Annotated in this window: 21 protein-coding genes and 1 other annotated feature; of the genes, 11 read left to right on the top strand and 10 right to left on the bottom strand. The window is 64.1% G+C overall.

Annotation, left to right across the window (positions count from 1 at the left end; all coding sequences use genetic code 11):
- Positions 1–2: 2 nt before the first annotated feature.
- Complete coding sequence (locus tag B5G43_RS14195) at positions 3–518, bottom strand: YcxB family protein (RefSeq protein WP_087262509.1); 516 nt, start codon at positions 516–518, stop codon at positions 3–5.
- 44 nt (positions 519–562) lie between these two features.
- Positions 563–775 (bottom strand) — a binding site (T-box leader).
- A 134-nt stretch (positions 776–909) separates the two neighbouring features.
- Between B5G43_RS14195 and B5G43_RS14190 the strand changes: the two genes are divergently transcribed.
- Both B5G43_RS14190 and B5G43_RS14185 read left to right on the top strand, forming a co-directional pair.
- On the top strand, positions 910–1,218 hold the full coding sequence (locus B5G43_RS14190; protein ID WP_087262507.1) for a DUF2089 family protein: 309 nt from the start codon (positions 910–912) through the stop codon (positions 1,216–1,218).
- Positions 1,215–1,649: a hypothetical protein gene (locus B5G43_RS14185; protein ID WP_087262505.1), complete on the top strand. Its 435-nt coding sequence runs from the start codon at positions 1,215–1,217 to the stop codon at positions 1,647–1,649. Before B5G43_RS14190 ends, B5G43_RS14185 begins: the two co-directional genes overlap by 4 nt.
- Positions 1,650–1,700: 51 nt before the next feature.
- On the opposite strand, the gene truA is transcribed toward B5G43_RS14185, so the two are convergent.
- Positions 1,701–2,438 (bottom strand): tRNA pseudouridine(38-40) synthase TruA, encoded by a 738-nt coding sequence (truA, locus tag B5G43_RS14180; protein ID WP_087262503.1) that lies wholly within the window; start codon positions 2,436–2,438, stop codon positions 1,701–1,703.
- Positions 2,439–2,558: 120 nt separating this feature from the next.
- Here truA and B5G43_RS14175 point away from each other — a divergent pair, with 120 nt between their 5' ends.
- Complete coding sequence (locus B5G43_RS14175) at positions 2,559–4,622, top strand: serine hydrolase domain-containing protein (protein ID WP_087262502.1); 2,064 nt, start codon at positions 2,559–2,561, stop codon at positions 4,620–4,622.
- Positions 4,623–4,675: 53 nt separating this feature from the next.
- Here B5G43_RS14175 and B5G43_RS14170 read toward each other — a convergent pair whose 3' ends face one another.
- The 6 genes from B5G43_RS14170 to B5G43_RS14150 form a co-directional block, all read right to left on the bottom strand.
- Positions 4,676–5,089, bottom strand: a complete 414-nt coding sequence (locus B5G43_RS14170; RefSeq protein WP_087262500.1) for a hypothetical protein — start codon at positions 5,087–5,089, stop codon at positions 4,676–4,678.
- Positions 5,090–5,255: 166 nt separating this feature from the next.
- Positions 5,256–5,429 (bottom strand): hypothetical protein, encoded by a 174-nt coding sequence (locus B5G43_RS17415; RefSeq protein ID WP_158097439.1) that lies wholly within the window; start codon positions 5,427–5,429, stop codon positions 5,256–5,258.
- 18 nt (positions 5,430–5,447) lie between these two features.
- Entirely contained in the window at positions 5,448–6,776 is a 1,329-nt protein-coding gene (locus B5G43_RS14165; RefSeq protein ID WP_087262498.1) for a glucose-6-phosphate isomerase, read from the bottom strand.
- A 93-nt stretch (positions 6,777–6,869) separates the two neighbouring features.
- On the bottom strand, positions 6,870–7,436 hold the full coding sequence (locus B5G43_RS14160; protein WP_087262496.1) for an NUDIX hydrolase: 567 nt from the start codon (positions 7,434–7,436) through the stop codon (positions 6,870–6,872).
- On the bottom strand, positions 7,423–7,917 hold the full coding sequence (locus B5G43_RS14155; RefSeq protein ID WP_087262494.1) for a dihydrofolate reductase: 495 nt from the start codon (positions 7,915–7,917) through the stop codon (positions 7,423–7,425). The genes B5G43_RS14160 and B5G43_RS14155 overlap by 14 nt, the downstream gene beginning before the upstream one ends.
- 72 nt (positions 7,918–7,989) lie before the next feature.
- Positions 7,990–8,763, bottom strand: a complete 774-nt coding sequence (locus B5G43_RS14150; protein WP_343214426.1) for a HAMP domain-containing sensor histidine kinase — start codon at positions 8,761–8,763, stop codon at positions 7,990–7,992.
- Positions 8,764–9,060: 297 nt separating this feature from the next.
- Here B5G43_RS14150 and gap point away from each other — a divergent pair, with 297 nt between their 5' ends.
- Positions 9,061–10,074, top strand: coding sequence for a type I glyceraldehyde-3-phosphate dehydrogenase (gap, locus tag B5G43_RS14145; RefSeq protein WP_087262490.1), 1,014 nt, complete (start codon positions 9,061–9,063; stop codon positions 10,072–10,074).
- Between the two features lie 70 nt (positions 10,075–10,144).
- Here the strand turns inward: gap and thyA are convergent, their stop codons facing one another.
- Positions 10,145–10,975 (bottom strand): thymidylate synthase, encoded by an 831-nt coding sequence (gene thyA / locus B5G43_RS14140; RefSeq protein WP_087262488.1) that lies wholly within the window; start codon positions 10,973–10,975, stop codon positions 10,145–10,147.
- A gap of 129 nt (positions 10,976–11,104) precedes the next feature.
- Between thyA and B5G43_RS14135 the strand changes: the two genes are divergently transcribed.
- On the top strand, positions 11,105–11,650 hold the full coding sequence (locus B5G43_RS14135) for an FUSC family protein (RefSeq protein ID WP_087262486.1): 546 nt from the start codon (positions 11,105–11,107) through the stop codon (positions 11,648–11,650).
- 28 nt (positions 11,651–11,678) lie between these two features.
- On the opposite strand, the gene B5G43_RS14130 is transcribed toward B5G43_RS14135, so the two are convergent.
- Complete coding sequence (locus B5G43_RS14130; protein WP_087262485.1) at positions 11,679–12,161, bottom strand: SprT-like domain-containing protein; 483 nt, start codon at positions 12,159–12,161, stop codon at positions 11,679–11,681.
- 158 nt (positions 12,162–12,319) lie between these two features.
- Here B5G43_RS14130 and tsaA point away from each other — a divergent pair, with 158 nt between their 5' ends.
- The 6 genes from tsaA to B5G43_RS14100 all read left to right on the top strand — a co-directional run bounded on the left by tsaA (position 12,320) and on the right by B5G43_RS14100 (position 16,858).
- A complete protein-coding gene (gene tsaA, locus B5G43_RS14125) occupies positions 12,320–13,027 on the top strand; it encodes a tRNA (N6-threonylcarbamoyladenosine(37)-N6)-methyltransferase TrmO (RefSeq protein WP_087262483.1) in 708 nt (235 codons plus the stop codon).
- A gap of 19 nt (positions 13,028–13,046) precedes the next feature.
- Positions 13,047–14,369 carry a putative ABC transporter permease gene (locus B5G43_RS14120; protein ID WP_087262481.1) on the top strand — a complete coding sequence of 441 codons (1,323 nt, stop codon included), beginning with the start codon at positions 13,047–13,049 and terminating at the stop codon, positions 14,367–14,369.
- A gap of 18 nt (positions 14,370–14,387) precedes the next feature.
- A complete protein-coding gene (locus B5G43_RS14115; protein WP_087262479.1) occupies positions 14,388–14,792 on the top strand; it encodes a DUF3783 domain-containing protein in 405 nt (134 codons plus the stop codon).
- Between the two features lie 132 nt (positions 14,793–14,924).
- Positions 14,925–15,689 carry a threonine/serine exporter family protein gene (locus tag B5G43_RS14110; RefSeq protein WP_087262477.1) on the top strand — a complete coding sequence of 255 codons (765 nt, stop codon included), beginning with the start codon at positions 14,925–14,927 and terminating at the stop codon, positions 15,687–15,689.
- Positions 15,690–15,702: 13 nt separating this feature from the next.
- Entirely contained in the window at positions 15,703–16,161 is a 459-nt protein-coding gene (locus B5G43_RS14105) for a threonine/serine exporter family protein (protein ID WP_087262475.1), read from the top strand.
- A 4-nt stretch (positions 16,162–16,165) separates the two neighbouring features.
- Positions 16,166–16,858 carry a YjjG family noncanonical pyrimidine nucleotidase gene (locus tag B5G43_RS14100; RefSeq protein WP_087262473.1) on the top strand — a complete coding sequence of 231 codons (693 nt, stop codon included), beginning with the start codon at positions 16,166–16,168 and terminating at the stop codon, positions 16,856–16,858.
- The last annotated feature ends 198 nt before the right edge of the window (positions 16,859–17,056 follow it).

Genomic DNA, 17,056 nt, shown 5'->3' with positions numbered 1-17,056 from the left:
GCTTACATCTGGGTAACGGCCAGGCCGGTTTTCTCCCGCAGCAGGGAAAGCAGCTCCTCTGCGGTACCGCCGGAAATCCCGCCCTTGTCGTAGATCTGGGCGTGGCGGTCGCTGAGGGCCAGGACGATGAACTCCCTTCCCTCTGCAATGGCCCGGATGCTCTCATAGCTCCAGCGGGTCTGGGCGTTCTGGACGGCGGCCACATAGTTGGCGTCGGTAAAGACGGTCTCCACCTCACGGCTGCCGGGGAGGACCTTCCGCCCGGCGAAAAAGCCGTTGACCCGGTCCTCGGTGAGGAGGACCATCAGCAGCACCGCCGCCACGGCCAGGTCCACCCATCCCTTCCAGCCAGGATTCAGAGCCAGGTCTCCAACGCCGAACAGCAGGGCCAGCACCACCAATACCCAGCCCACGATGTGGCTGCGGCGGCTTCTCTTCCGGCGCACGGTTTTGCGCAGGCCCCGGGCCATGGCCGTGAGGGCCCTCTGGTCATAGACCGTTTTTACGTGGATCTCCATATCGCGCTCCTTTCCGGAAAAACAAAAAACGCCCCGAGCCACTGGCTCAGGGCGAACGAACCGTCCGCGGTACCACCTGAATTCGGGTGTTCCCACACCCGCACTCTCCCCCCTAACGCGGGGACACGCCAGGCCCTACTTTCCTTCAGACCCGGAGCTCCGGGGCGACCTTCTCCACCTTCCTTCGGGGGCCTCTCAGCACAACGGCCCCTCTCTGCACCCGGAAAATGGGTACTCCTCCCCATCATCGCTATTCTGAACCTGCATTATAATGGAGTTTGTCCGCCTTGTCAAGTTTTATGCCGGTTTTGCATTTTATGAAAGTTTTCTATTACTCTTGACTTTCATAAAATGAAAGTATATATTTAAGATTGTAAAAGGAGGTGGTCCCATGGCCCTGGAATTCCTGCCCCCCTGGCTCGCCGGGCTCAGTGAGGAGGAGCTCTCGTTTCTCCGCCGGTTCGTGCTGGCCTCCGGGTCGCTGAAGGAGGTGGCCGGGGAGTACGGCGTCAGCTATCCCACGGTGCGCCTGCGGCTGGACCGGCTCATCCAGAAGATCCGCCTGGCCGAGCAGGAGCAGGCGGACCCCTATATCTCCCTTATCAAGCGCCTGGCCCTGGAAGAAAAGCTGGACCTGGACACCGCCAAGGTCCTCATCGCGGCCTACAAGCAGGCCGCCCGCAAGGAGGAATTGAAATGAGTGGCGTCAATACAATCGCTGTTTCCGTTCTGGCCATCCCCGTCTTTCTCTTCTCCATCCTGCTGCCGGTGGGGCTGGTGCTGGTTCTGCAGGTATTCCTCTGCCGCAAGGGGAACCGGCTGGGCCTCATCCTGCCGGTGCTGAGCTTTCTCCTCAGCCTCCTCCTCACCCTGAGCGTGGCGGCCTTCACTATGATGGGGGCCGGAACCATCACCACGCAGACGATCTCCAATGACGGCCATGTGGTGAAAACACAGGTGGAAGAGGTCGAGGCGCCTCCGGTGGAGCCTCAGCAGCTCCTGATGGTGGGCGGGGTGTTCCTGGTGACCAACATCCCCACCGCTGTGCTGACCGGCATCTGGGTTTACCACAAAAACCGCCGGGACTGGCGCAAAGAGCTGGAACAGATGGACATTCAGGATCTGAGCTGAAACGAAAACGCGCCCCCGGACCCTTGGGTCCGGGGGCGCGTTGTATTTGAATCAGTGGTAGTCCACCTCCACCAGGGCGAGGCCCCGGGCGGGGGCGGTGGCTCCGGCGGCGGCGCGGTCCCGGGCGGCCAGGATGGCGGGCATCTCCTCCGGGGAGCGCTCCCCCCGGCCCACCTCCAGCAGCGTCCCCACCAGGATGCGCACCATATGGTAGAGGAACCCGTCCCCGTGGAAGGTGAGGGTGAGATCGTCCCCCTTCCGGCGCAGGACGATGGAGTCCACCGTGCGGATGGAGGATTTTTTCATCTTCTTGTTTCCGCAGAAGGAGCGGTAGTCGTGCCGCCCGGTGAGGTAACCGGCGGCCTGCTCCATGGCCTCCAGGTCCAGCTCCTCGTCCAGATGGAGCTGGAAGCGGCGGCGGAACACGTCGGGCGTGGCTCCCAGGCGGATGGAATAGCGATAAGTCTTGCCCGCAGCGTTGAGCCGGGCGTGGAACCGCGCCCCGGCCTCTTCCACGGCAGCGACGGCGATGTCGTCGGGCAGCAGGCGGTTGAGGGCCTGCCGCAGCTCCTCCGGCGGAACGGCGTGCTCCAGGCGCACGCTGGCCACCTGCCCCAGAGCGTGGACCCCCGCGTCGGTGCGCCCGGCCCCGTGGAGCTCGGCCCGCTCCCCGGTGGCCTGGAAAAGCGCCTCCTCCAGCTTACCCTGGATGGTCTCGTCGGTGTTGCCCTGGCGCTGCCAGCCGTCGTAGCGGGTACCGTCATATTGGATGGTCAGTCGGTAATTCATCGCCGTCCCCCCTTTTTTCCCCATTGTACCCAAATCTGCCCCCGCCGTCAATCGGCCCTTGCGCACCGGTTTCCGATGCGGTACACTGGTGTCAATTGGAAGAGAGAAAGGATGAGTGTTATGCCCTTCAAACGCATAGCAGCGTTGACTCTGTCGGCGCTGCTCCTGGTCCCTGCTCTCCCCGCGGCCGCCGCGGCGGGAGAGGCCGCTCCTCTGACCCGGGAGCAGTCGGCTCAGCAGGCCATTGAGGCTGCCGCCCAGTACGGCGGCGCGGTGAGTATCCAGTACGCCCTGTGGGAGGACGGGGAGATCACCATGACCGGCCACGCCGGGACCTTCTCCAAGACGGAGAACCGTGCCCTCACCGACGGCGATCTCTACGGCATCGGCTCGGTGAGCAAGCTCTATACCACCGCCGCCATCCTTCAGCTGGTGGAGGACGGCAAGGTGGACCTGGATGCTCCGGTGACCAAGTACCTGCCCGACTTCACCATGGCGGATGAGCGGTACATCGACATCACCGTGCGGATGCTCCTCAACCACTCCTCCGGCCTCATGGGAGACTCTACCCGCAGTGCCTTCCTCTTTGATACCTACACCGGCGCGGGCACCGACGATCTGCTAGAGCGGCTGTCCGTCCAGCGGTTGAAGGCCGACCCCGGCGCGTACAGCGTCTACTGCAACGACGGCTTCACCCTGGCCGAGCTGGTGGTGGAGGCGGTCTCCGGGGTGGATTTCACCACCTATGTCCACCAGAATCTCCTGACCCCCGCCGGGCTGGAGGCTACCTACACCCCGGTGGACACCTTTGACCGGGACGCCCTGGCACGGGTCTACCAGGGGAATGATACCCGAGCCCTGGCTACCGATACACTGAACATCATCGGCGCAGGCGGGCTGTACGCCACCGCCTCGGACCTGGCCGCCTTCGGCGCCCTCTTCTGCGGGGGAAATGATCTTCTCACCGACGCCTCCTGGCAGTCTACCGCCGCACGGGAGTACGAGCGGGGCCTGTGGGCCGAGGAGAGTGAGGATGACGTGCTGGCCTACGGCCTGGGCTGGGACAATGTCCACATGTACCCCTTCAACGAAAACGGCATCACCGCCCTGGTCAAGGGCGGCGATACCCTCTACTACCACGCCGGTCTCATCGTTCTGCCGGAGGAGGATCTGGCGGTGGCGGTGGTGTCCTCCGGCGGTGTGAGCACCTACAACGAGTTGGCGGGCGTGCAGATCCTCATGGATGCTCTGGCGGAAGATGGAGTGACTGTGGAGCAGCCCACCGCCCTCCCCGAGGCCCAGCCCGCCGCCCTGCCCCAGGGTCTGGCGGAACAGGTCTCCGGTGTGTACAGCGGTCTGTCCGCCGCCCTCACCGTCTCCCCCAGCGCCGATGGGAAGGGCATTACCCTCACCGCCGTGGCCGCTCTGGGCGGCAACAGCACAAACCTTGTCTATTACAGCGACGGCAGTTTCCGGGACGCGGCCAACACCGTCCGCTACCGCTTTATCACGGAGGAAAACGGCCGCACCTACCTCTATGAGCAGACTTACACCGTTCTCCCGGGGCTGCCCGCCGTGTGCTCCGCCAACTACGCTCTGGAGCGGATGGAGGACAATCCCCTCACGGACGAAGTGGCACAGGCCTGGGCCCAGCGGGGCCAGAAGGCTTACCTCATCGTCAACGAGGATTACCGGGCTGAGACCTATGTGACTTCCAGTCTCTTCGCCTCCCTGGGCCTGATGGACGAAATGCCCGGATACGCCGCCAACTGCCGCATCGTGGATGAAAACCACGCCCAGGCCTACCTGACCCTCCCCGGCACCGGCTCCCGCAGCGCCTCCGACCTCACCTTCACGGTGGAGAATGGCGTGGAGTATCTCCAATTCGGGGAGTACCGCTGTATGGATGCTTTCGCCGCTCCCGCTCTCTACACCGGCGCAGGCGCCACCCTCACCATCCAGGCCGACGGCTACGCCCGCTGGTGTCAGGTAGGCTCCTCCGCCGGAAAGGCCATCCGGGTGGATATCACCGGCGCAGGCGGCTTTACCGTCTACGATGTCAACGGCCTGGTCACCGCCAGCTCGGTGGCCTGGGGTGATTCCACCGTCACCCTGCCGGAGGGCGGCTGGATCGTCTTTGCCGGCGACGCTGGGACCCGTTTCACCCTCTCCCAGGTGCAATAAAACAAAATGAGCGGCGCTGCCGGTTGGCAGCGCCGCTCGTTTCTTCGCTTAGATTAGAAATACTTCTTGATGCCCTCGGGGGCCAGCTCCTCATCAGCGCTGATGGTGACGGTGAACTTGATGCCGTTCTTCTCGGAGAAGCTGTTGAGCCAATCCAGGAACTGCTCGGTGCTCTGGTCGTTCAGGTCGGCGCCCACGATCTTGGTCAGGCTGTCAATAAAGACATGGGTGATGTCGTAGTTGCCGGCATACAGACCGCTGATGAAGCCCTTCATGAAGTCATAGGTGCCCATATCATACTGGCTGGCTTCCACCAGGCGGATCTTGGAATGGATGTCATAAGTCAGCTTAGCGCCACGCTCGATGCAGACCACGTTGCCGTGCTCGCTCTGAACGGCGGAATTAATGAGTTCGATCATCTGCTTCGTTTTGCCGGTGCCCTTGACACCCATGATCACTCTCACCATATGTTATCACTCCTTAACTCGTGCGCCGGGAGTGTCCCGGTCGTTTCTAACATGTTACCATGTTTACTCCGGGATTGCAACCGATTTGAGGAAGTTCACAGGAAATTTGAAAATACGCCTTCCGCCTTTGGGCAAGTTTTCTTCACAAACCTCTTGGTGTGGAGGCTTACAGGCGGGCCTCCAGCGCGGCGCGGTGCTCCTCGTATCCGGGCTTGCCCAGCAAAGCGTACATGTTCTTCTTGTAAGCAATCCCCCCGGTCCGAACGGACCGGGGGGACCCCATTTCTTTCATCTGCTCGGGCGGAGTGAATCCGCCCGGCAGCAAGGTTTTGCTGCGCAAAACGCTTGGTGTGGAGGCTTACAGACGGGCCTCCAGCGCAGCACGGTGCTCCTCGTACCCGGGCTTGCCCAGGAGCGCATACATATTCTTCTTGTAAGCCTCCACGCCCGGCTGGTTGAAGGGGTTGACCTCCAGGAGGTAGCCGCTCAGGCCGCAGGAGTACTCGAAGAAGTAGATCAGCTGACCCACGGTGCGGGCATCCCGGCGCAGGGCCTGGATGAGGATGTTGGGCACGCCGCCGTCCACATGGGCCAGGAGGGTGCCGCGGAGGGCCTGCTCGGCCACGAAGGTCAGGGGCTTGCCGGAGAGGAAGTTCAGGCCGTCCACATTGTCGGGGTCGTGGGGGATGGTGTAGCTGCCCTTGGACTCCTGGAAGCGGACCACGCTCTCGAACATGAGGCGCTGGCCCTCCTGGATATACTGACCCATGGAGTGGAGGTCCGCGGTGAACTCCACGCTGGCGGGGAACAGGCCCTTGCCGTCCTTGCCCTCGCTCTCGCCGTAGAGCTGCTTCCACCACTCGGCGAAGAAGCGGAAGGAGGGCTCATAGCCCACCAGGATCTCGGTGCTCTTGCCGGCGGTGTACAGGGCGTGGCGAGCGGCGGCGTACTGCCAGGCGGGGTTCTCCAGGCCGGGCACAGCCAGGGCCTCCATGGCCTCGGCGGCGCCGCCCATCAGCTCGTCCAGGTCGATGCCGGCCACAGCGATGGGCAGCAGGCCCACGGCGGTCAGCACGGAGAAGCGACCGCCCACGGCGTCGGGCACCACGAACTCCTCATAGCCCTCGCTGTCGGCCAGGCCCTTCAGAGCGCCCTTGTGGGCGTCGGTGGTGGCGTAGATGCGCTTGCGGGCCTCTTCCTTGCCGTACTTCTCCTCCAGCAGGTTCTTGAAGATGCGGAAGGCCACGGCGGGCTCGGTGGTGGTGCCGGACTTGGAGATGACATTCACCGAGAAGTCCCGGTCCTTCACCAGCTCGATGGTCTCCAGCAGGGCGTCGGTGGACAGGCCGTTGCCGGCAAAGTAGATGTCGGGGGTGTCCTTCTTCTTCAGGTTGTAGTTGGGGGACTGAATGAGCTCCACCACGGCGCGGGCGCCCAGATAGGAACCGCCGATGCCGATGACCACCAGGGCCTCGGAATCGGACTGGATCTTCTTGGCCGCCTTCTGGATCCGGGCGAACTCCTCCTTATCGTAATCGCGGGGCAGGTGCACCCAGCCGGTGAAGTCACCGCCGGGGCCGTTGCCCTCTTCCAGCATGACGCGGGCCTGCTCCAGACGGTCCTTACGGGACGTCAGCCAGTCCTCGGGCACAAAGGAACGGATATTGCTGAGATCAAGCTGAATCATGATAGCATGTCCTCCTTTTATGGGTATACTGGAGATAGTATACACCTTTTTTCTGGCATTTCCTAGGTGCAACCGGGTCAGACGCGGATTTTTTCACATTTGCAACAAAGTGCGGGCCCGTTCCAGGAGCTTGGTGTACACTCCGTCCATCTGCCACTCGTTGGTCCAGGCGGTGAGCTCCTCCGCCGGGAGCCAGCCCACCCTGGTGTTCTCCTCCAGCCGGGGGGCGATGGGGTCGGTGTCGTCGGCCACCAGCAGATAGCTCACGTTCAGGTGCTGGTGGGCACAGACGTAGCGCCCCCGCTTCACATGCCCCCACACCGGCAGGATGTCCAGGGAGGCGATGGCGGTGGAGAGAGGGCGGATGTGGGCGATGCCGGTCTCCTCCCGGGCCTCCCGCAGGGCCACGGACAGCAGGTCCTCCTCCCCGTCAGCGTGGCCGCCGGTCCAGGCCCACACCCGGTAGATGTTGTGGTGGGCCATCAGGACCCGGCTGGCGTCGGCATTGACCACAAAACCGGAGCTGGTCAGGTGGGCGATGGCGTTGTCCCGGGTGAGGATATCGTCGGGAAAGCGGCGGATGTAGTCCAGGATCATGGCCTTGTCGGCCTCCTCCTGGGGAGTTTGGGGCACATAGGCCCGGATGTCATCCACGTACATGGCGGTCCCTCCGATAGGTCATATAGCGGTAGGTGAGGCCGTTCTCCTCCAGGGGCTCCCCCTCCTCCTCGGCCGTCCAGCCGCCCCGGGCATCCAGGTTGGGGAAAAAGGCATCACACCCGGGGAAGGCGGCGTCGATGTGGGTCACATACACCGTGTCGCACCAGGGGAGGAGGGCCTCATACACCTGGCTCCCCCCCACCACAAAGGCGTCCTCCGGCGCGGCGGCCAGGAGGTCCTCCACCCGGTGGAACACCCGGGCGCCCTCCACCTGGAGATCCGGGTCCCGGGTGAGGACGAGATTGTCCCGCCCCTTCAGGGGCCGCCCACCGGGGAAGGTGGCCAGCGTTTTTCTCCCCACGATGACGGCATGGCCCGCCGTCAGGGTCCGGAAGCGCTTCAGGTCCTCTTTCAGGTAGACCAGCTGGTCCCCCTCCCGGCCGATGGCCCAGTTTCGATCCACTGCCACGATGGCGTTCATTGGTATTCCTCCCTTTCTCCGCCCCAGGCGGACATACGGGGAGGCCGCGCGGCGCGGCCTCCCCGGTCGGTGTTATTCCAGTTCATCCCATAGATAGGCCTGGTAGGGCAGCCGCTCCGACAGCTCCACCAGCACCGGCTGGAAGCCGCCGGTGGGGTTGTAGCCCATCCGGGGGGTGCGCAGCTCCCCCGGTCCGCTGTGGTCCAGGGGCAGCGACAGCACGGCCCGCCGGCCCCGCTCCTCGCTCCGCTCAAAGACCAGCGTGGCCCCGAGAGCCTGGGCGATGGCCCGGGTCAGCTCCGCCTCCAGCCCATACCGCTGGGTCAGCTGCTCCTCCAGCGGACCGGTGGGCGCGGCGTTTTCCTGTTCCTCGCCGTCGTCCCACACGGTGATGCGGAAGCGCTCCCCCTCCGTCCAGGCCCGCAGGCCGGTGTGTCCGCCCCGGCCGGTCCGGCGCAGCGCCCCGTCCACCAGCAGCAGAATGAGCCGGCGGAGCATAGCGGGGTCGGCCTGCACCATGGCCTCTTCCCCCGCGCACTCCCATCGGAAGGTGACGCCCATGCTCCCGGCGAGGCCCCCCACCTCCCGGCACAGTGACCGGCACAGCTCCGCGGCCTCCACCCGCTCCATCCGGCAGGGCAGCTCCTCCTGCCGCAGCAGGTCCATATGCTCCGTCAGACGGAGCAGGCGGTATAATCCCTGGTTCAAAATCGCCAGGTATTGGTCATATTTTCGCTCCTCCTGCTCCCGAATGGCGGGGGTGAGGAGCTGCGCGGCGGCCATCAGGTTTCCCACCTGCTCCCGCAGCTGTTCCACCACCTGAGCCTCCCGCTCTTTCTGGTCCATATCCAAGGCAAATCCTCCCACTATTCCCTTCAAACAACCCGTAAGACAGCCGTTGTTAGCATATGCAGGACCCAAGCGGGTCTTTCACCCTGCCAGTATACCAAATACTGCTGAGCCGGACAAGGTTAAAAGTCAGCTAGTGGTGGATTTTGTCTCTTTTTGTTGGATGCGTCACCACCTTTTGGGGGGCTAGGGCTATTTTTTTGCAATTGACCTCTTTTCTTTTCGCATTAAGTGGGATATAATAAGGATGCGCGAAGGAAAACCTACAAAAACTTTGTGAAGGAGAGATTCCCAATGAGCATCAAAGTTGGTATTAACGGTTTCGGACGCATTGGCCGCCTCGTGTTCCGCGCTGGCATCGCCCGCGATGACATCGAGTTCGTCGGCATCAATGATCCTTTCATGACCCCCGACTATATGGCTTATATGCTGAAGTACGACACCATCCATGGCCGCTTCCAGGGCACCATCAGCTATGACGATGAGTCCATCACCGTCAACGGCAAGAAGGTCATGTTCTACGCCAAGATGAACCCCTCCGAGATCCCCTGGGGTGAGATCGGTGCTGAGTACGTCGTGGAGTCCACTGGCCTGTTCCTGACCCAGGAGAAGGCTCAGGCTCACATCGACGCCGGCGCCAAGAAGGTCGTTATGTCCGCTCCCTCCAAGGACTCCACCCCCATGTTCGTCATGGGCGTGAACCAGGACAAGTACACCAGCGACATGACCTTCGTCTCCAACGCCTCCTGCACCACCAACTGCCTGGCCCCCATCGCCAAGGTGCTGCACGAGAACTGGGGCATCACCGACGGCCTGATGACCACCGTGCACTCCGTCACCGCTACTCAGAAGCCCGTTGACGGCCCCTCCAAGAAGGATTGGCGCGGCGGCCGTGCGGCTACCTACAACATCATCCCCTCCTCCACCGGCGCTGCCAAGGCCGTGGGCAAGGTTATCCCCGAGCTGAACGGCAAGCTGACCGGTATGTCCATGCGTGTCCCCACCCTGGACGTCTCCGTGGTCGACCTGACCGTCAACCTGGCCAAGCCCGCCAAGTACGACGAGATCTGCGCCGCCATGAAGAAGGCCTCCGAGGGTGAGCTGGCCGGCGTGCTGGGCTACACCGACGAGGACGTGGTTTCCTCCGACTTCATCAGCGATCCTCACACCTCCATCTTCGACGCCAAGGCCGGCATCGCTCTGACCGACACCTTCGTGAAGGTCGTGTCTTGGTACGACAACGAGTGGGGTTACTCCAACAAGGTCCTGGACCTGATCGCCCACATGTACAGCGTGGACCACAAGTAAGATTCCTTCGCGGATCCGACTTGAAACAAAAATCCCCCTGCCGCACGGCAGGGGGATTTTTTTGCGTCTTTCAAATGGCCACCGGGATCTTGTCCTCCAGCGGATGGGCCTGATAACCCTCCAGCGAGACGCTCTGGGGGGTAAAGGCATAGAAATCGGTCACGTTCTTGTCCAGCCGGAACTGCGGCGCGGGGTAGGGCTCCCGCTCCAGGAGCTTTTCCACGATGGGCACGTGCCGGTCGTAAATGTGGGCGTCGGCGATGACGTGGACCAGCTCTCCCGCCTCCAGCCCCGACACCTGGGCCAGCATGTGGACCAGCACCGCGTACTGCATCACGTTCCAGCCGTTGGCGGTGAGCATGTCCTGACTGCGCTGGTTGAGGATGGCGTTGAGGGTGTTGCCGGTGACGTTGAAGGTCACCGACCAGGCGCAGGGATAGAGGGCCATCTCGCTCAGGTCGTGGTGGTTGTAGAGGCTGGTGAGGATGCGCCGGGAGGTGGGGTTGTGCTTCAGGTCGTAGAGCACCCGGTCCACCTGGTCAAACTCCCCCTCGGGGTAGCGGTGCTTCACCCCCAGCTGGTAGCCGTAGGCCTTGCCGATGGTGCCGTTCTCATCCGCCCAGGAGTCCCAGATGTGGGAATTCAGGTCCTGGATGCGGTTGGACTTCTTCTGCCAGATCCACAGGAGCTCGTCCACGGCGCTCTTCAGGTACTGGCGGCGCACCGTCAGGATAGGGAACTCCTTCCGCAGGTCGTAGCGGTGGACCACGCCGAAGCGCTTGATGGTGTGGGCCGGGGTCCCGTCCTCCCAGCGGGGGCGCACCTCCCGGTCGGTGTCCCAGGTCCCCTGCTCCAGGATCTCCCGGCAGGTCTGCAAAAACAGCGTATCGGCGTAGCTCATGATGTAGCAAATCCTCCCTGATTTTTCAAATTTCTCTTTCTTCCTAACAAATAGTATGGTATACTAAAAATAAATTTGAAGCAAGCCGGTTCCCCCCGCCCCGGCAGACCTGTGACAGGAGGAATCCCCATGGACGGCCGCAAGCCCCTGCGTCTGCCCCATATCGGGCTGCGCAACCTGAAAACAGCCCTCTCCGCCTCGCTCTGTGCCTTTTTTTACTACTTTATCGACCGCAATCCCACCTTCGCCTGCATCGGCGCGGTGTTCGGCATGGGCACCGACATCGAGCACTCCAAGCTCCACGGCGGCAACCGCCTCTTCGGCACCATCATCGGCGGCTTCCTGGGCATCGCCCTCTTCTGGGTGTACCTGCTCTTCTACCCCGACGGGAACACCCGCCTGGCGCTGGTGCCGCTGCTGTTCGTGGGCATCGTGATCCTCATTCTGCTCAGCCAGAAGTTCTGGGTGGGGGCGGTGCAGCCGGGCGGCGTGGTGCTGTGCATCGTGCTCTTCAACACGCCGGTGGACAGCTATGTGCCCTACGCCCTCAACCGCATGTTTGACACCGCCATCGGCGTGGCCATGAGCCTGCTCATCAACCACCTCTTCCCCCGGGAGCGGCTGGTGGTGTGGCGTTCCTGGCTCTATGAGCAGCTCGCCCGCCTCAAGCGCTGACCCCTTGCGCCGCGTAAGCGGCGCTTTTTTAATACATCCGCCGCAGTGTGCCGCCGCAGCGGCAGCGGTAGCGCTCCGGGTGGCGCACCAGGGCGGAGGCCACCGCCCGTGGGAACTCCTTCCCACAGCTCTGGCACACCAGCAGGTGGCGCACCGGGCGCACATCGGGGATCTCCAGCTCCTCGCAGGTGCCGGTGCGCCGGATGTCGTAGCCGTAGGCCTCGTTCATCCGCTGAGCGTACCCCTTCCATCGGACGCCGTGGTTGCGGCAGCCCGGGCAGGTGTGGAGCACCTCGTGGGCCAGGGTCTGGAGGCAGGCCCGCTCGGGGGCCTCCAGCAGGCGCTGGGTGAGCTCGATGTGGTACTGCCCGTCCCGGCACACGCAGCAGCCGAAGCGGGTCACCGCCCGGCGGTTCACCACCACATGGGGGGAGAGACGGGGGGAGACGGGGATGGACAGGGCCTCCGCCTGGGCCCGGACCCGGGCCAAAAGCGCATCAAAATCGTTCATCCGCTCCCTCCTTCCGCCAAAGCGCAATTAAATTGTATACTATCACAGATTTCCCCCCGGCGCAACCGTCATCCTCGGCCCGCCGCCCCTTTCGCCTTGGGCTTGGTTATGCTATACTGTTGCCGGAATCCCCATTTTTCCACAAACGAGGTTCAATTATGAGTGAGACGCATAACCTGCGGGTGGTGGCCCGCATTCACACCGCCTTTCCCACCAAATTCGGCGTCCCCCGGCAGAGCGGCCTGGTGGACGCGCTGAAAGCCCAGGTGATCTTCGAGCCGGAGTACCGCAACCCCGACGCCCTGCGGGGGCTGGAGGAGTACTCCCACATCTGGCTCATCTGGCAGTTCTCCGGCGCCGTGCGGGAGAACTGGTCCCCCACGGTGCGCCCGCCCCGGCTGGGCGGCAACACTCGCATGGGGGTCTTTGCCACCCGCTCGCCCTTCCGGCCCAACCCCATCGGCCTCTCGTCGGTGCGTCTGGAGCGGGTGGAGCTCCACACGCCCCAGGGGCCCATCCTCCACGTGGCGGGGGCCGACCTGATGGACGGCACCCCCATCTACGACATCAAGCCCTACATTTCTTACGCCGACAGCCACCCGAACGCCACCGGCGGATTCACCACCGGGCTGGATGAGCGGCTGCTGGAGGTGGATTTCCCGCCCCGCTGGCAGGCCCTGGTGCCGCCGGAGGAGCTGGAGGCCCTGGTGGGGGTGCTCTCCCACGACCCCCGCCCCTCCTATCAGAAGGACCCGGAGCGGGTGTACGGCCTGCCCTTCGGGGGGCTGGATGTGCGCTTCACCGTGGCGGAGGGCGTGCTGACCGTGTGTGAGGTCCGCCCCGCCAACCACCGGCCGGAACGCTGACCGGCAGAAAGGATGCATCATGTACAATACGCTCTATGAGCTGCTCTGGTTTTTCCTGCTCTACTCCTTCGCGGGCTGGTGCGCCGGCGTGGTGGTGGCCGCCCTGCGCAAGCACGCCTTCGTCAACACCGGCTTTCTGAACCTCCCCTTCTGCCCCATCTACGGCGTGGCGGCGGTGGTGTTCTCCATCTTCCTGCCGGAGCTGGCTGACCGCCCCTTCTTCCTGTTCCTGGCCGGCGCGGTGCTCTCCGCCTTCCTGGCCTTCTTCACCGGCTTCCTGCTGGAGCGCATCTTCCACCGCAAGTGGTGGGACTACACCCGCTACCGCTTCCAGTTCGAGGGCTACATCACCCTGCCCCACCTGATCGCCTGGGGCCTGCTGGCGGTGGTGTGCATCCGGGTGACCAACCCGCTCATCCGCTCCCTGCTGGCCCTGCTGCCGGTCCATGTGGCCCGGACGGCTTTGCTGGTGGTGCTCCTCCTGCTGGGCATCGACCTGGCCCTCTCCCTCACCGCTGTCCTCCAGTTGCGCTTCCGCCTGCGCCGCCTGGCCGCCCTGCAGGAGGATTTCCGCAACCTCTCCACCCAGTTCGGCAATGCCATCACCGGCCGGGTCCAGCGCCGTATGATGAAGGCCTACCCCAACCTGGAGCCGGAAAAGCTCCTGGACCAGTCCCGGCAGACCAAGGCCGCCCCGGTGGTGTTCGCCCAGGGCTGCTGCTTCCACAAGCTGGTGTGGCTCTTCGTCATCGCCGCCTTTCTGGGCGACATCATCGAGACCATCTTCTGCCGCCTCACCGCCGGGGTGTGGATGAGCCGCAGCAGTCTGGTCTGGGGGCCCTTCAGCGTGGTGTGGGGCCTGGGCGCGGTGCTGCTCACCGCAGTCCTCTATAAATATAAGGATAAGAACGACCGCTACATCTTCCTGGCCGGCACGGTGCTGGGCGGCGTGTACGAGTATGTGTGCAGCGTCTTTACCGAGCTGGTGTTCGGCACCATTTTCTGGGATTACAGCCACATCCCCTTCAACCTGGGCGGACGCATCAACCTGCTGTTCTGCTTCTTCTGGGGCATCGCGGCGGTGGCCTGGCTGAAGGGAATTTATCCCCTGCTCTCCCGCCTCATTGAGCGCATCCCCATCCGCTGGGGCAAACTAGGTACCTGGGTGCTGCTGGCCTTCATGCTGGTCAACATGGCCATGTCCTCCCTGGCGCTGGCCCGCTACACCCAGCGCCACCAGGCCGACCCCGGCCCCACCACCATCGTGTCCCAGTTCCTGGATGAGCGTTTCCCCGACGACCGGATGGAGCGCATTTACCCCAACGCCAAACAAGTCAACTGATCCAAAGGAGGGATCTCTATGCCCGCAGTCCGCGGAATGGTCCTCTATTACAATGCCGCCTCCCCCCAGGAGGGGAAAAAAGCCAAAGCCGTCTTTGCCACCCAGGGCCTACGCATCCGCGCCGTGGCCCCGGAGGAGCTGGGCCGGCCCCTGGGCTCCTTCACCGGCGTGCTCCCGGTGCCGGAGGAGGCCCCTACCCCCCGGGAGCCCATCGGCGAGAGCCTGATGGTCTTTTCCGGGATCGGCGGGCCCCAGCTGGACCGGGTGCTCTCCGCCCTGCTCCGCGCCGGGGTGCCCCGCGCGGTGTACAAGGCCATCGTCACCCCGGGCAATGTGTCCTGGGATTTTTACCAGCTCTATGAGGAGCTGAAGGCCGAGCGCGCAGCGGTAGAGGGTGGCTCTGCGCCGTCGGAAAAAGTTTGATGGAATTTGACCTGGGGGGACAACTTTTTCCTTGCCCCGCGCGTCAAAAAGAGGTAAGCTAAGCTGACCGGAGGGCGTGCGCCCTCCCGCCCCCCACATTTTCGACTGTGCGGAAAGGCAGGTGTGCTTGACTTGCAGGAATCCTACGATCTGCTTCTGGACCTGAGCTCGGAGCTGGGCTATCGGATGATGGTCACCGGCGCGGAGATCTACCGGGTGGAGGAGTCGGTGCAGCGGGTGATCCAGGCCTACGGCGTGGACAGCGGCGAGGTCTTTGCCATCCCCAACTGCATCAACGTCAGTCTCTGCGACCCGTCCGGCCAGACCTCCACCCGCATCCGGCGTATCCCGCCTCACGACACCGACCTGGATCTGCTGGTGGCCTACAACGAGTTGTGCCGCCAGGTCTGCCAGGACCCGCCCCCGCTGCCGGAGCTGCGGCAGCGGATGGAGGACATCCGGAGAAACCGCCGGACCTATTCCGCTTCCATGCGCCTGCTGGCCTGTTTCGTGGGCGCGGGGGCCTATGCCATGTTCTTCGGCGGCAGCCTGCGGGACGGCTTGTGCGCCGGGCTGTGCGGTGTGGCCATCGGCCTGTGCGGTCGGTGGATGGATTGGCTGCTCACCAACCAGTTCATCCGCACCATTGCCGGCGGCGCGGTGTCCGCCCTGTGCGCGCTGCTGCTGGTGGCCCTGGGCCTGGGCGAGAGCGTGGATTTCATCATCATCGGCGCGCTGATGCTCCTGGTGCCCGGCCTCATCTTCACCAACGCCATCCGCAACATCATGTCGGGCGATCTGATCTCCGGCACCAACCTGGTGGTGCAGGCCCTCCTCATCGCCACCGCCATCGCGCTGGGCACCGGCTTCGTGCTGAGCCTGGCCGCCTCGTTCTGAGGGGGTGGCGCGCATGGACTGGACCTATTTTCTCCCCTGCCTGTACGCCTTCATCGGCGGGCTGGCCTTCGCCGTCCCCTTCAATGTCCACGGGCGGGAGGTCCCCCTGGCCTCCCTGGGCGGCGCGCTGGGGTGGCTGGTCTATCTGCTGGCTCTGCCGGTGCTGGACAGTGACGTGGCCGCCTATTTCGTGGCCGCGCTGGCCCTCTCCCTCTACTCGGAGATCATGGCCCGGGTGCGCAAGCGCCCGGTGACCGCCTACCTGCTCATCTCGGTCTTTCCCCTGGTCCCCGGTGCCGGTATCTACTACACCATGCAGTATGCCATCCAGGGCGATGCCAGCCGCTTCCTCAGCCGGGGGATGCACACCCTGGGACTTTCGGGCGCCCTGGCGCTGGGCATCCTGCTGGTATCCACCGCTATGCGCATGTGGCAGGTGTTCCGCCGCCGCCGCGCCCGGGAAAGGAGCTGATCGTATGCCCCGCTATGATTATCTGCTGTTTGACGCCGATCACACCCTCTTCGACTTCGACGCCGCCGAGCTGCGGGCCCTGCGGACCACGCTGCACGCGTACGGTTACCCGGAGGGCCCGGAGGTGGAGCGCTTCTACCGCTCCCTCAACCACCTGCTCTGGCACCGGTGCGACCTGGGTGAGATCCGCCGGGAGGAGCTGGTGGTGGAGCGCTTCGCCGTCCTGGCCCGGGTCTTGGGCAAGAAGGACGACCCCAGCGCCCTGAACCGCTTCTACCTGGACCGCCTGGCCGAGGGGAGCGAGCTCTTCCCCGGCGCGGAGGAGCTCTGCCGCGCCCTGGCCCCGCACTGTACCCTGGCCATCGTCACCAACGGCGTGGCCTCTGCCCAGCGCGGCCGTTTTTCCCACTCCGCGCTGGCCTCTGTCATCCCCTGGCTGTTCATCTCCGAGGAGGTGGGCTCCCAGAAGCCGGAGGCCGAATTCTTCCGCCGTGTCCTCTCCGCCATGGACATCACCGATCCCTCCCGGGCGGTCGTCATCGGCGACAATCTGTATTCCGATATACAGGGAGGAATCAACGCCGGTCTGGATACGATCTGGTATCACCCCCAGGGAGGTGAAAACACCTCCGGCATCCGCCCCACCCACACGGTGGCCTCCTACGAGGAGCTTCTGCACTATCTGCTCTCCCCCTGATTTTCTTTGGAAACGAGGTCGTTCAACATGTCTTACCGCCGCCGCCGTCGCCGCGGCCCCTCCGTCCCCCTGCTGCTGGCCGGTCTGGTGGTCTGCGCCGGGCTGCTCATCGCGCCCAGCCTGACCCGCGCCCTGCGCTCCGACCACCAGCCCGATCCCACCGCCGCCTCCTCGGCGGAGCCCTCCCCCTCCATCACC

Origin of the sequence: Flavonifractor sp. An92, assembly GCF_002159175.1 — a bacterium.
In the GTDB taxonomy this organism is placed as follows: Bacteria; Bacillota; Clostridia; order Oscillospirales; family Oscillospiraceae; genus Pseudoflavonifractor_A.
Note: the sequence above shows the minus strand (reverse complement) of the source record. Positions and strands in the feature narration are given on the sequence as shown.